The sequence below is a fragment of the Saccharopolyspora thermophila genome (assembly GCF_014646075.1).
In the GTDB taxonomy this organism is placed as follows: Bacteria; Actinomycetota; Actinomycetes; order Mycobacteriales; family Pseudonocardiaceae; genus Saccharopolyspora; species Saccharopolyspora thermophila.
Genome location: NZ_BMMT01000010.1, coordinates 79,663 through 91,843, shown reverse-complemented (window position 1 = coordinate 91,843; position 12,181 = coordinate 79,663). Strand labels below are relative to the sequence as shown.

Genomic DNA, 12,181 nt, shown 5'->3' with positions numbered 1-12,181 from the left:
CGGCAGCGATGCGGTTCGCAGTGCCGGGCCTGCGTCAGTGCGTCAGTACCTGGGCTGTCGTCCCCGTCAGCGGTGGTGTGCCCACAAGATCAACAAGATTCCCAAACCCACCAACAAGATCATCAAAAAGACCATCGGTGGATCGAGGCCTGCCCGCTTCCCTGATCGCCGACCAGACACGACTCGGCGTCATCGGCATGTCGATGTGCCGCACACCTGGGTGAGCGAGCGTGGCGACGACCGCGTTCTGCACTGCGGGAGTGGAACCGATCGTCCCCACTTCGCCAATTCCCTTGACCCCGAGCGAATTCACGTGGGCTCTCCCGTTTCTCCCGTGAATGTCATGTTCGTCCGGGGAGGTCCTCGCCGGGGGCCCGACGGGGTGGGCCTCGTCGGAGAACCCGCGGGTGGTCATGGTGCGGAGGTGGGCTTAGACGCCTGGGAGATCAAAGACGGGCTTTGAGCCCCCAGGCGTCGGCGAGCAGTTCGTAGGACCGGACGCGGTCGGCGTGGTCGTGGGTGACCGAGGTGATCACCAGTTCGTCAGCGCCGGTCACGTCGCGCAGTGTCGCCAACCCTCGCGCCACCTGCTGCGGGGTGCCGACGAACTGCGTGTCGACCCGGTCGGCGACCAGCTCGCGGGCCTGCTCGGTCCACGGGAACTCCGCCGCCTCGGCCGGGCTGGGGTACGGAATCGCGCCCGCGCCGCTGCGGATGCTGTGCACCCACGGCCCGTACGGCGCGGCGAGTTCCCGGGCCCGTTCCTCGGTGTCAGCTACCACCACGTCCGCCGACACCACCACGTGCGGCCGTGGCAGGCGCGCGGAGGGGGTGAACGCGCCGCGGTAGGCGGCCACGGTCTCCAGCACCGTGGACGGGCTGACGTGGTAGTTCGCCGCGAACGGCAGGCCCAGCGCCCCGGCGGTCGCCGCGCTCTGCCCGGCGCTGGACCCCAGCACCCACACGTCCAGGTCGGCGCCCTCCGCGGGGTTGGCGCGCAGCGGTTCGCCGTCGGCGGACTTGTACCCGCCCGCCAGGTACTGCAGGATCCGCTCCACCTGCCCGCGGTAGTCCAGTTCCTCAGCCGGGCTGCCCAGCAGCCGCTGCTGCTCCCGAATGCGGGACAGGAACCGCTCCGATCTGGCCAGGGCCCTGGGTTTTGGGATCAGCAGCCCGTCGACCACGCGGCCCGCCGGGGCCGGACCGCCGGACGGGTCGGCGTATTGGCGCACCAGGTCCCCGGTGCGGTCCGGCCCGGAGCGGCCGAGCCCCAGGTCCACCCGGCCGGGATGCAGCTGCGCGATGGTGCCGAACTGCTCGGCGACCACCAGCGGTGAGTGCTGGCCGAGCAGCACCGCGGCCGAACCGACACGGATCCGGCTGGTCGCCCCGGCGATCAGAGCGATCAGCACCGCCGGGGCCGCCGACGCCACCCCGGGCGTGAGGTGGTGCTCGGCCACCCAATAACGGTGGTAGCCGAGGCGTTCGGTGCGCTGCGCCAGGTCGATTGTGTTGCGCAGCGCGTCGGATGCGGTGCCGCCGGACACGATGGGGGAGAGGTCCAGGACCGACAGCGGAGTGGGTTGCTCGCTCATGACACCGCCTTCGTCGTGCGGGCACCGCGCAGCGGCGGCAGCCCGAGGTTCTCGCGCAACGTGGTTCCGGGGTAGTCAGTGCGGTAGACACCGCGCTCCTGCAGCAGCGGGACGACGGTGTCGGCGAACTCGTCGAGGCCGCCGGGGGTGAGGTGCGGGACGAGGATGAACCCGTCGCTGGCGTCGGCCTGCACGAACTCGTCCATGGCCGCCGCGACGGTGGCGGGGCTGCCGACGAACGACGGTCGCGCGGTGACCTCCATGATCAGTTCCCGGGTGGTGAGGCCGCGGGACTCGGCGAGCTCGCGCCACTGCCGCGCGACGGCGACCCGGTCCTTCAGGCTGCGGGTGCTGGCTCGGCCCTGGGTGATGGTGTTCGGCCCGGGCTCGGGGTCGAAGTCCGGCAGCGGCCCGTCCGGGTCGTGGCCGGACAGGTCCCGGTTCCACACCTGCTCCAGGAACGCGATCGCGGTCGGCCCGCTGACCTGCTGGCGGCGGATGTGGTCGGCGCGCTCGTGGGCCTCGGCGTCGGTGTCGCCGAGCACCACGGTGGTCGCCGGGAACACCAGCAGCTCGTCCCGGGAACGGCCGTGCCTGACGAGGCGGCGCTTGACGTCGGCGTAGAACTCCCGGCCCGCCTGCAGGGTGCCGTGCCTGGTGAAGATCGCGTCTGCTGCTGCGGCGGCGAACTCGCGGCCGGCGTCGGAGTCACCGGCCTGGAAGATCACCGGCCTGCCCTGCGGGCTGCGTGGCACGGTGAACCGGCCCGCGATGTCGAAGTGTGCGTCGCGGTGGGCGAACTCCCCGGCCCGCGGGTCGGTCAGGAACACCCCCGATTCCCGGTCCGCGACGATCTCGTCACCCCGCCAGGAGTCGAACAGCTCCCAGGCGGTGCGCAGGAACTGCTCGGCCCGCTCGTAGCGCTGCTCCTCCGGCAGGAAACCGCCGCGCCGGAAGTTCTCGCCGGTGAAGGCGTCCCAGGAGGTCACCACGTTCCAGGCGGCCCGCCCGCCGGAGAGGTGGTCGAGGCTGGCGAACTGGCGGGCCACCTCGTAGGGCTCGTTGAACGTCGAGTTGATCGTGCCCGCCAGGCCGAGGTGCTCGGTGACCCCCGCCAGCGCGGCGAGCACGGTGAAGGTGTCCGGGCGGCCCACCACGTCGAGGTCGTGGATCTTCCCGGCGTGCTCGCGCAGCCGCAGACCCTCGGCGAGGAACAGGAAATCGAACTTGGCGCGCTCGGCGGTGCGCGCCAGGTGCACGAACGAGGAGAACTCGATCTGGCTGCCCGAGCGCGGATCACTCCACACCGTGGTGTTGTTGACTCCGGGGAAGTGCGCGGCCAGGTGGATCTGCTTGGTCACCGGACACCTCCGACGGCGTAGCGGTTGGCGGGGCGCGGCAGGCCGAGCAGCCCCCGCAGGGTGGTGGCTTCGTAACCGGTGCGCAGCGCGCCGCGCCGGTGCAGCTCCGGCACCAGTCGGCGGGTGATGGCGGTCAGGTCGCGCGGGAGGGCGGCCGGTCGCAACCGGAACCCGGTCAGCCCGGCCGCGGCCCAGTCCAGCAGCAGGTCGGCGAGCTGCGCCGGGGTGCCGGTGAACACGCGGGCGTCGCTGGAGTGTTCGGCACCGTCAAGCTCGTCCAGCCGCGCCTTGCGATCCGCTGCGGCCGTGTCGTCCAGAAATACCACCAGGTCGGCGAAGATGTGCAGGAACTCCTCGCCGCGCCCGGCGTCGAGCTGCTCGGCGCGCAGGCGCTCGACGATCAGGCGGGCCTGCTCCACGTCATGCGGGGTGGTGAACACGACGTCGGCGGCGCGGGCGGCGAACCGATGCTCCACCGCGTCGGTGGCCAGCGCCGCCACCAGCGGCTGGCCCTGCGGCGGCCGCGGCGTGATGGACGGTCCCTTGACGCTGAACCATTTCCCGGTGAAGTCGATGTAGTGCAGCTTGTCGCGGTCGATGAACCGGCCGGTGGCCACATCGCGGATTTCCGCGTCGTCCTCCCAGGAATCCCACAACCGGCGCACGACCTCCACGTAATCGGCGGCCTCGGCGAACAGCTCCGTCGGGTCCGCCGGGACGTCGCGGCGGCCGAAGTGCGCGGCGACGTCGTGCCGCGACGCCACCTGTGGCTGCCACCCGGCGCGTCCGCTGCTGACGTAGTCGAGGCTGGCCACCGCCTTGGAGATGTGGAACGGCTCGGTGTGGGTGACCACGGCGGTGGGCACCAGCCCGATGCGCTCGGTGTGGGGAGCGACGCGGGCGGCCAGGACGCCCGCGTCGAGACGCCCGCGCACCTGGTCGGTGCGTTGGTCGGGGCCGTCGGGGCGGCTGGACTGCGGGCCGAGGGAGTCTTCGAAGGTGACGAAGTCCAGCAGCCCGCGTTCGGCCTCCTGGACCAGGTCGACCCAGTAGGCCGCGGTGAACAGCTCGCCGGGGCGAGCCAACGGGTCCCGCCAGGCTGCGGGGTGCCACCCTGCGCCGTCCAGCGCCACCGCGAGGTGCAGCTTCGATCGTGGTGCCATCTTGCAGGTTCCTTCCTGCGGGCGGGGGAACGCACCGTGGACACGACTGTCCACAGTGGTGAATCAAGGGGGGTTTGCCCGGTCGATGCGGCGCCGTCGGCGCGGCGTCCGGGCAGGGGAGGAATCAGCGGCGGGGACAGGCGGCGGCGACGACCCGGAGGAGGTCAACGTGGTCCCTGGTGACCAACCGCACCTGCTGCGCCATGAGATCAACGCTAGGAGCGCACCGCCGACAACGTCAACGAGTCCGCGCACCTGCCCACGATGTGGGCGCACCCCCGCCGAGCGGGAACACGACCGGAACTTGGGTGTGTGGCGTCGTCCCGTGAGTGCACTGACTGCGGGTTCAGCGCAGGCAAGCGCTACATCAGGCCGTCGACGGGATGAAGAGGCCCATGCCCAGGTATCGCTGGGCCTTACCGCAGAACCGGTAGGGGCAATCGCGTCGATCTTTGGAGCGCTGGTCAACGACCACACAAATCGCTAGCCCTGTCACCGGCTCCTAGAGCCGGTCCTCATCGAGGCAGCCCCGTCTTGGGGTGTCGGCGTCGTCGGCGGCCTGTCACCGGCTGTTCGAGCCGTGATCCGGTCAGGGACTCGATCTGAGTTTGGTGATGTCGCGAACCCTGCCGGCTCGTGACCCGGGTGAATCTTCCAGGTTTGCCGGATTGGGGTGTATGGCTGGGGTGGGGGGACGGGCACCGCCAGGGGGCGTCCGTGTGTGGGATCAGCGCAGGGTGATGGGGGCTTGGCTGGGGTCGGCGGGGAGGATCTGGCCGATCACGGGCGCGCCTGGGATCTCTCCGGCGACCAGGAGTCCGCCTGAGGTTTGGGCGTCCGCGAGTAGCAGCAGGTCCTCCTCCGCCGCCGGGCCCACGTCCAGGTGTGGGCGTACCCAGTCGAGGTTGCGGCGGGTGCCGCCGCTGACGAACCCGGCGCGTACCGCCTCTCGGGCTCCCTCCAGGTACGGTACGGCGGCGATCTCCACCTCGGCGGCCACCCCGGAGGCGCGGACCAGCTTGAACAGGTGTCCCAGCAGGCCGAAACCGGTGACGTCGGTCGCGCACACGGAACAGGCGCGCAGCGCGGCGAGCGCGGCGTCGCGGTTGAGCGTCGTCATCGCCGCCACCGCCTGCTCGAAGCGCTCCCCGGTGCTCTTGTGGCGGGTGTTGAGTACCCCGATGCCCAACGGCTTGGTCAACGACAGCGGCGTCCCCGGCCGCGCGGTGTCGTTGCGCAGCAGCCGGTCGGGGTCCACCAGCCCTGTAACGGCCAGGCCGTACTTGGGTTCGGGGTCGTCGACGCTGTGCCCGCCGCCGATGTGGCAGCCCGCCGCCGCGGCGGCCTCGCACCCGCCGCGCAGCACCTCGCCGGCCAGTTCGAACGGCAGCACGTCCCGCGGCCACCCCAACAGGTTCACCGCCAGGACCGGGGTGCCGCCCATCGCGTACACATCGGACAGCGCGTTGGTGGCGGCGATACGACCCCAGTCGTAGGGGTCGTCCACGACGGGAGTGAAGAAGTCGGTGGTGCCGATGATGCCGGTCCCGCCGTCGACGCGCACCACGGCTGCGTCGTCGCCGGTGTCGAGCCCGACCAGCAGCTCGGCGTGGGGCCGGTTCACCGCCGGGGCCAGCGTGCCGAGCACCGACTCCAGCTCACCGGGCGGGATCTTGCAGGCGCACCCGCTGCCGTGCGCGTACTGGGTGAGGCGGATCGTGCTGCTCATGGCCTCCCTCCCCGGTGCGGGGTCTGGCGGAGACGGACGGGAATCGAACCCGCCGCGCCGAGGTTCTCGGCGCCATCGGCTTTGAAGGCCGAGGGGGCCACCAGGCACCCGGACGTCTCCACCACGCACTGTAGTGGCGGCCCCGCCCGGGCACCCGCTGACGCGCCCGGTCCGTCCGCTGTGGACCGCGCAGCGGCCCGGGCGGGCGGTCGTAGGATGGCGGCGTGCCGTTCGCGACTTGTACCGACCAGGCCAAGATCTACTACGAGGTGCGGGGTGCCGGTGAACCGCTGGTGCTGCTCAGCGGCCAGGCCAACACCCACCACTGGTGGGACCGGGTGCACGCCGACTTCGCCGCCGTCCACCAGACGATCGTGCTCGACTACCTGGGCACCGGCCAGAGCGACAAGCCGGCCGACGCCGAGTACAGTGTCCGCCGCTTCGCCGGGGACGTGATCAGCATCCTCGACGAGCTGGGCATCGCCCGCGCCCACGTCTACGGCACCTCGATGGGCGGCAAGGTCGCGCAGTGGCTGGCCGTGGACCACCCGGACCGCGTCGGCGCGCTCGTGCTCGGTTGCACCTCCGTCGGCGGGGCGCACGGGCTGCAGGCTTCCCCCGAGATCACCCGGGCGCTCGCGCAGGCCGATCCGGAACGCGCCCGGCAGGTCCTGGTCGACCTGATGTACAGCCCGGAGTGGGTGCGCGCCAACCCCGGGCCGTACGGCACGCTCGGTGATCCGTCGATGCCCGTGCACGCCCGCCGCGGGCACCTTCGCGCCAGCAACGGTCACGACAGCTGGGCGGTGCTGGACCGCGTCACCGCGCCGACGCTGGTGCTGCACGGCACCGACGACGTGTTCAGCCCGGCGGACAACGCCGCGATCCTGGCGGGGCAGATCCCGGACGCCGAACTGCACTACCTCGACGGTGCTCGGCACGCGTACTTCGAGGAGCAGCGGGAGGAGGCGTCGGCGGTGGTGCTGCGCTTCCTGGCCGACCACCCCCTCCGCTAGCGCGGTCAGCCGCTGGCTGCGGTCGCGTTGGGGGCCTCCGGGATCGGCGGGGTGGCGACGATCCCGCCGGCGCCCAGCCGGACCTCGTGGACGCCGGGTGCGCCGGTCGGGCAGCAGCCCGGATCGCCCGGCTGGTAGCGCGGGAACGACAGCCGCACCACCTGCCCGTCCTGCCCGGTGATCTCGATGAGACCGGCGGCGACGGTGCCCGCCAGCCGGTTGCCGTCGAAGAAGAACACCTGCTGGCAGCGGCCGTTGGCGGTACCGGTGCAGATCGAGTGGATGGCCCGCAGCGGTCCGGCCAGCTCCGCCTCCGGCGGGGTGGGGGTGAAGCCCTCGCGTTCGACGAGGGCCAGGGCGGCGGCCAGGTCGAAGGGCTCCGGTGCCGGCGTCGTCGGCGCGGGCGCGGAGGCGGACGGGGGTGGGACGGGGACGACCGGTTCGGCGGACCCGCAGGCGGTCAGCAGCAGCGCCGCTGCCAGCGGCCCGGCGATCAGGTTGGACCGCAGAGACTTCCAGTAGTGGTGCACGCGGCTTCGACGGCCCGCGCGGCACGCCGGTTCCCGCGACCGCTCACCGCGGGCACGTTTCCGGCAGCCCGAACGAGGGGAACGCGCTGACGTCGAAGAACGCCACGGTGTGGCCGACCGCCGCCCCTTTTAGGTCCAGCACCTGCAGTTGGAACGGGCGGAACACGTCGTCGGCCCCGCGCATGTAGACCCCGAAGGCGACCTGCCCGTTGGCCCGCGCGGGCAGCAGGCGCATGTCGCCGGGCCCGGCCGGGCAGCGCAGGTCCACCAGTCGCCCGATCTCCTCGGCACCGCGCACCCAGTTGGTGAACGGCGGCATCTCCCACACCGCCTCGGCGGTGAACAACTGCACGATCGACGCGATGTCCTTGGCCTCGAACGCCGCCACGTAGCGGTCCAGCAGCTCGCGCTGCTCGCCGGTCAGCGGCTGGTAGCTGTCCTCCGCGGACGGGGAGACGCGGGCCAGCTGCGCGCGGGCCCGCTGCAGGACGCTGTTGACCGCGGCGGTGCTGGTGCCGAGCGTCTCGGCGACCTCGGCCGCTTTCCACTTCAACACGTCGCGGAGGATCAGCACGGCCCGCTGCCGCGGGGGCAGGTGCTGCAGCGCGGCCACGAACGCCAGCCGGGTGGTCTCGCGGGCCTCGACGATGGCAGCCGGATCGGCGCGGTCGTCGACGATCATCGTGTCCGGGATCGGCTCCAGCCACGGCACCTCGGACCGCTCCACCAGATCGTCGCCGACCGCGCTGCTCGGCCCGCCCAGCCCGGTTGGTAGCGGGCGCCGCCGCCGGTTCTCCAGTGCGGTCAGGCACGCGGTGGTGGCGATCTTGTGCAGCCAGGTCCGCAGCGACGACCGGCCCTCGAACCGGTCGTAGGCGCGCCAGGCCCGCAGGTAGGTCTCCTGCACCAGGTCTTCGGCGTCGTGCATCGAGCCGAGCATCCGGTAGCAGTGCGCCAGCAGCTCGCGGCGGAACGAGTCCGCCAGCCGGGGGAAGTCGTCGTCGACAGCGGTGGCGGACATGGTCGGGCCCCTCCTGCGGTGACAGGCCGGTCGCACCGGCGGATGGGCAGGACCGTAACCCACCGCACCGACAGGGGAGGCCGTCAGCAGCGACCCGCCCGCCAGTAACCCATGAACGCCACCGACTGCTTCGGAATGCCGTAGTCGCGGACCAGCAGCTGCCGCAGCTTCTTGATGACCCCGGCCTCGCCAGCCAGCCACCCGTAGAGACGGCTGGACGCGGTGTCGTCCTCGGGCACCTCCCACAGCGTGCCGCTGTCCACGTCGATGTCGTCGAGTTCGGCGGAACCGGGGCGGGACGGGGGCTGGTGCAGCTCGGCCAGCGCCGTGGCCAGGCCCTGTTCCAGCAGCGCGCCGTGCGGGGTGTCCGCGTGGCGCGCGAACCAGCGCACCTCCACGCCCTCCGGTGCCGCCCAGTCCTGCCGGTCGTGTTCCTCGGGGACCTCCAGGCAGACGATGCCGCGCGAGTCGGCGGGCAGCGCCTCGACGATCGCGGCGACCGCGGGCACCGCCGTCTCGTCCCCGGCCAGCACGAGCCGCTCGGCCGAGGGCGGCGGAGCCCACTCGCACCCCCACATGCGGCCGGTGCCCGGGCGGTCGGGGCCGAGCAGCCCCACCCGGTCGCCCGGCGCGGCCGCGGCCGCCCAGCTGGAGGCGGGGCCGCCGTGCCCGCCGGGGCCGCCGTGCAGCACGAAGTCGACGTCGAGTTCGGCGGCCTGCGGCCGGAAGGCCCGCACGGTGTAGGTGCGCAGGTGCGGGCGGATCTCCTCGGGCATGGCCAGCCACCGCTGGTACCAGTCGTCGCCGGTGGGGAAGTCGGCGAGCGTGCGGCCGGGGCACGGCAGCACGACCTTGATCCGTTGGTCGTGGCCGCCGGCGCCGAAGCCGCGCAGGCACTCGGCGGTGAAGGTGATCCGCACGAAGCTGGGGCCCAGGCGGCGCACCCGCAGCACCTCGACGGGGAACAGCTGGTAGTTCGGCTTCGCCGCGACCCGCTGCGTGGTGTGCGTGGCTGGCATCCAGACCTCCGAACCCTCCTGCTAGGTTAGCCTTGCCTTACAACATAGGGGAGGTTCGTGTGCGTCACAAGATCCGTGCCGCCGCTGCGCTGCTCGCCGCCGCGTCGCTGACGGCCTGCACCGCGCCCGGCGGGGGCGAGCAGCAGAACGGCGCCGGCTGGTCCTACACCGACGACCGCGGGATCACCGTCACCGCGCCCAAGCGCCCCGAGCGGATCGTCGCGCAGGTCTCGGCGGCCGCCGCGCTCAAGGACTTCGGTGTCAACCCGGTCGGCACCTTCGGCCCGCTGGTGCGCGACGACGGCTCCACCGAGCCGGAGGCGGGCAGCATCGACCCGCGGCAGGTGACCGACGTCACGGGCCTCGACTACGGCGAGATCAACCTGGAGCGCCTCACCGGGCTCGCCCCCGACCTGCTGGTCAGTGGCAAGTACGCGGAGTTCCCCGGCCTGTGGCACCTCACCGAGGAGAACGAGCGGCGGGTCAGGGAGATCGTGCCGACCGTCGGCGTGCAGCAGTCCGGGATCTCACTGCCGGAGGCCATCGCCAAGTACCAGGAACTGGCCCGGGCCCTCGGCGGCGACGTCGACTCGCCGCGGGTGAAGGCAGACAAGGACGCCTTCGACGCGGCCGCCCGCAGGCTGCGCGACATCGGCGCGCGCATGCGGGCCGAGGGCAGATCCATCCTCGCCGTGGGCGGCACCAAGGAGGAGTACTTCGTGGTCGTCCCCGAGCGCAACCCCGACCTCGACTACTACGTCAAGCAACTGGGCCTGCCGATCACGACGCCGAACAACCCCGACACCGCCGGCGGCGGCTACTTTGAGCGGCTGTCGTGGGAGCACGCCAACGCCTACCCCGGTGACATCCTGCTGTACGACACCCGGCCGGCCTCGATGCGGCCCGAGCAGATGAAGCAGAACCCGGTGTTCGCCGCTCACCCGGCCGCCGCCGCGAACCGCTTCGTGGAGTGGGACGCGGTCGCGCCGATGAGCTACGCCAGCTACGCCAGGATCATGACCAAGCTGGCCGACCAGCTCGAGGCCCAGCTGGCCCGCTGACCCTGCCGCGGAGCCCGGTGCGCACCGGGCTCCGCCGCGTCAGTGCCCGCGGAATGCCTGCACCAGCCACCATGAGCCTTCCGCCGAGGTCACCTTGGCGTCGATCAGCAGGGGAGCGCTGCGCGGCCCGGCCAGCCAGTCCCGCACCGCTTCCAGGTCCGCCTCGCCGCGCACCGTGATGCCGGTACAGCCGAACCCGCGCGCCGCGGCCGCCAGGTCGGTGTCCGGGAACCTTACGGTGCCCAGCGGGTGCCCGTCCGGGCCGAAGTGGTGCACCTCGGCGCCGTAGGCGTGGTCGTCGTAGACCACGATCACCAGGGGCAGGCCCAGCCGCACCGCGGTCTCCAGCTCGGAGATACCCATCAGCGCGCCGCCGTCGCCGAGCGCGGCGACCGGCAGCCGGTCCGGGCGGGCCAGCGCCGCCCCGATGGCCGTGGCCAGGCCCAGGCCGATCGACTGGAACGCCTGGGTGAAACAGAAGCCGTGGTGGTCGGGCACCCGCAGGAACGTGCTCGGGTAGCCCATGAAGTTCCCGGAGTCCACCGCCACCACGCGCTCGGTCGGCAGCATCCGGTCCAGCGCGGCGGTCAGCGTCCGCGGGTCGATCGTGTCCGAAGTGGACTCGTCCTGGTAGGGGATCTGGAGCCAGCTGCCCCCGCGCGCGATGCGTTCCCGGATCGACGCATCGCGGTACCCGGACAAGCGCTGCCCGGCGAGCTCCGCGCGCACCGCCTCGGCGGTGAGCGCCACGTCGCCGAGCACGCCAAGGTGCACCGGGCGGTGCGCGCCGATCGCGTCGCTGTCCAGGTCCACCTGCACCACGGTGCAGCCGGGGCCGACCAGCGCGCCGTGCCGTGTGGTCCACGTGTTCAGCGTCGCGCCCCAGCCGACGATCAGGTCCGCCCCGGAGATCAGCTCGGCGGCCAGCGGTGTCGCGAAACCGCCCGAGACGTCCAGCGACCACGGGTCATCGTGGAACAGGCCCCGCGCCACCGCCGAGGTTGCCAGCAGGGCCCCGCAGGTCTCCGCCAGCTCACGCAGCTCCGCGGCGGCGTGCCGCGCACCGCGCCCGGCGATGAACACCGGGCGTTCGGCGCGGCGGAGTTCGTCGGCCAGGGCGCGCACCCCGGCGGCCGACGGCGCCACCGGGTGCAGCGCCGGCAGCACCGGTGCGGGCAGGCCGCCGGGCAGCTCGGCGGCCTGCACGTCCAGCGGCAGGTTCAGCACGACGGTCCGCCGGTCCTCGCTGGCCAGCCGGAACGCCCGTACCACGTCGTCCACCGCGGTCGCCGCGCTGCGCACCCGCTCCGAGCGGGCGCCGACGGCAAGGGCCAGCGCGTCCTGGTCGATGCGGAAGTTCGACCGGATCGCCGTCGCCCCGGTCTCCGCGGCCAGCACGACCAGCGGCGTGCGGCTCTTGGCTGCTTCGGTGATGCCGGTCAGCGCGTTGGTCAGCCCGCAGCCCTGGTGCACCGACAGGACCCCGATGCGGCCGCTGGTGCGGGCATAGGCGTCGGCCATCGTGGCCGCCCCGCCCTCGTGGCGCGCGGCCACGAACCGGGCTCCGGCGGCCACCAGCGCGTTGGTGACGTGGAAGTTGCCGCTGCCGACCACCCCGAAGACGTGGTCGGCGCCCAGCGCGGCCAGCGTACGGCCGACGGCCTCGGCGACGTTCATGGCGCGCTC

General features: G+C 72.6%; 10 protein-coding genes, 1 tRNA gene and 1 pseudogene. 2 read left to right on the top strand and 10 right to left on the bottom strand.

Features of this window, described 5'->3' with window-relative positions:
• Window positions 1–34: 34 nt before the first annotated feature.
• From IEY17_RS15280 to IEY17_RS15255, 6 genes and pseudogenes are all read right to left on the bottom strand, one after another.
• Window positions 35–313 (bottom strand): annotated as a pseudogene (locus tag IEY17_RS15280) (hypothetical protein); the annotation flags it as partial.
• Window positions 314–446: 133 nt separating this feature from the next.
• Entirely contained in the window at window positions 447–1,595 is a 1,149-nt protein-coding gene (locus IEY17_RS15275; protein WP_188988214.1) for an LLM class flavin-dependent oxidoreductase, read from the bottom strand.
• Window positions 1,592–2,956, bottom strand: a complete 1,365-nt coding sequence (locus IEY17_RS15270) for an NtaA/DmoA family FMN-dependent monooxygenase (RefSeq protein WP_188988212.1) — start codon at window positions 2,954–2,956, stop codon at window positions 1,592–1,594. The genes IEY17_RS15275 and IEY17_RS15270 overlap by 4 nt, the downstream gene beginning before the upstream one ends.
• On the bottom strand, window positions 2,953–4,119 hold the full coding sequence (locus IEY17_RS15265; RefSeq protein WP_188988210.1) for an LLM class flavin-dependent oxidoreductase: 1,167 nt from the start codon (window positions 4,117–4,119) through the stop codon (window positions 2,953–2,955). Before IEY17_RS15265 ends, IEY17_RS15270 begins: the two co-directional genes overlap by 4 nt.
• A gap of 727 nt (window positions 4,120–4,846) precedes the next feature.
• Window positions 4,847–5,848, bottom strand: coding sequence for a selenide, water dikinase SelD (selD, locus tag IEY17_RS15260; protein ID WP_188988208.1), 1,002 nt, complete (start codon window positions 5,846–5,848; stop codon window positions 4,847–4,849).
• Between the two features lie 24 nt (window positions 5,849–5,872).
• A tRNA-Sec gene (locus IEY17_RS15255) sits at window positions 5,873–5,968 on the bottom strand.
• Window positions 5,969–6,072: 104 nt separating this feature from the next.
• On the opposite strand from IEY17_RS15255, the gene IEY17_RS15250 reads away from it, so the two are divergent.
• The gene (locus IEY17_RS15250) at window positions 6,073–6,864 is read left to right on the top strand and encodes an alpha/beta fold hydrolase (RefSeq protein ID WP_188988206.1); all 792 of its coding nucleotides are present in this window, start codon (window positions 6,073–6,075) and stop codon (window positions 6,862–6,864) included.
• 5 nt (window positions 6,865–6,869) lie between these two features.
• On the opposite strand, the gene IEY17_RS15245 is transcribed toward IEY17_RS15250, so the two are convergent.
• From IEY17_RS15245 to IEY17_RS15235, 3 genes are all read right to left on the bottom strand, one after another.
• Complete coding sequence (locus tag IEY17_RS15245; protein ID WP_229680184.1) at window positions 6,870–7,394, bottom strand: LppP/LprE family lipoprotein; 525 nt, start codon at window positions 7,392–7,394, stop codon at window positions 6,870–6,872.
• Window positions 7,395–7,437: 43 nt separating this feature from the next.
• A complete protein-coding gene (locus IEY17_RS15240; RefSeq protein WP_188988204.1) occupies window positions 7,438–8,415 on the bottom strand; it encodes a sigma-70 family RNA polymerase sigma factor in 978 nt (325 codons plus the stop codon).
• An 83-nt stretch (window positions 8,416–8,498) separates the two neighbouring features.
• A complete protein-coding gene (locus IEY17_RS15235; protein WP_188988202.1) occupies window positions 8,499–9,434 on the bottom strand; it encodes a siderophore-interacting protein in 936 nt (311 codons plus the stop codon).
• Window positions 9,435–9,493: 59 nt separating this feature from the next.
• Here IEY17_RS15235 and IEY17_RS15230 point away from each other — a divergent pair, with 59 nt between their 5' ends.
• Window positions 9,494–10,495 (top strand): ABC transporter substrate-binding protein, encoded by a 1,002-nt coding sequence (locus IEY17_RS15230; protein ID WP_188988200.1) that lies wholly within the window; start codon window positions 9,494–9,496, stop codon window positions 10,493–10,495.
• Between the two features lie 39 nt (window positions 10,496–10,534).
• Here the strand turns inward: IEY17_RS15230 and IEY17_RS15225 are convergent, their stop codons facing one another.
• Window positions 10,535–12,172, bottom strand: a complete 1,638-nt coding sequence (locus tag IEY17_RS15225; RefSeq protein ID WP_188988198.1) for a thiamine pyrophosphate-binding protein — start codon at window positions 12,170–12,172, stop codon at window positions 10,535–10,537.
• Between the last annotated feature and the right edge of the window lie 9 nt (window positions 12,173–12,181).

Coding starts and splice junctions, on each gene's coding strand:
- IEY17_RS15275 (WP_188988214.1), bottom strand. CDS start 1,595: ATGAGCGAGCAACCCACTCCGCTGTCGGTCCTGGACCTCTCCCCCATC.
- IEY17_RS15265 (WP_188988210.1), bottom strand. CDS start 4,119: ATGGCACCACGATCGAAGCTGCACCTCGCGGTGGCGCTGGACGGCGCA.
- selD (WP_188988208.1), bottom strand. CDS start 5,848: ATGAGCAGCACGATCCGCCTCACCCAGTACGCGCACGGCAGCGGGTGC.
- IEY17_RS15240 (WP_188988204.1), bottom strand. CDS start 8,415: ATGTCCGCCACCGCTGTCGACGACGACTTCCCCCGGCTGGCGGACTCG.
- IEY17_RS15235 (WP_188988202.1), bottom strand. CDS start 9,434: ATGCCAGCCACGCACACCACGCAGCGGGTCGCGGCGAAGCCGAACTAC.
- IEY17_RS15225 (WP_188988198.1), bottom strand. CDS start 12,172: ATGAACGTCGCCGAGGCCGTCGGCCGTACGCTGGCCGCGCTGGGCGCC.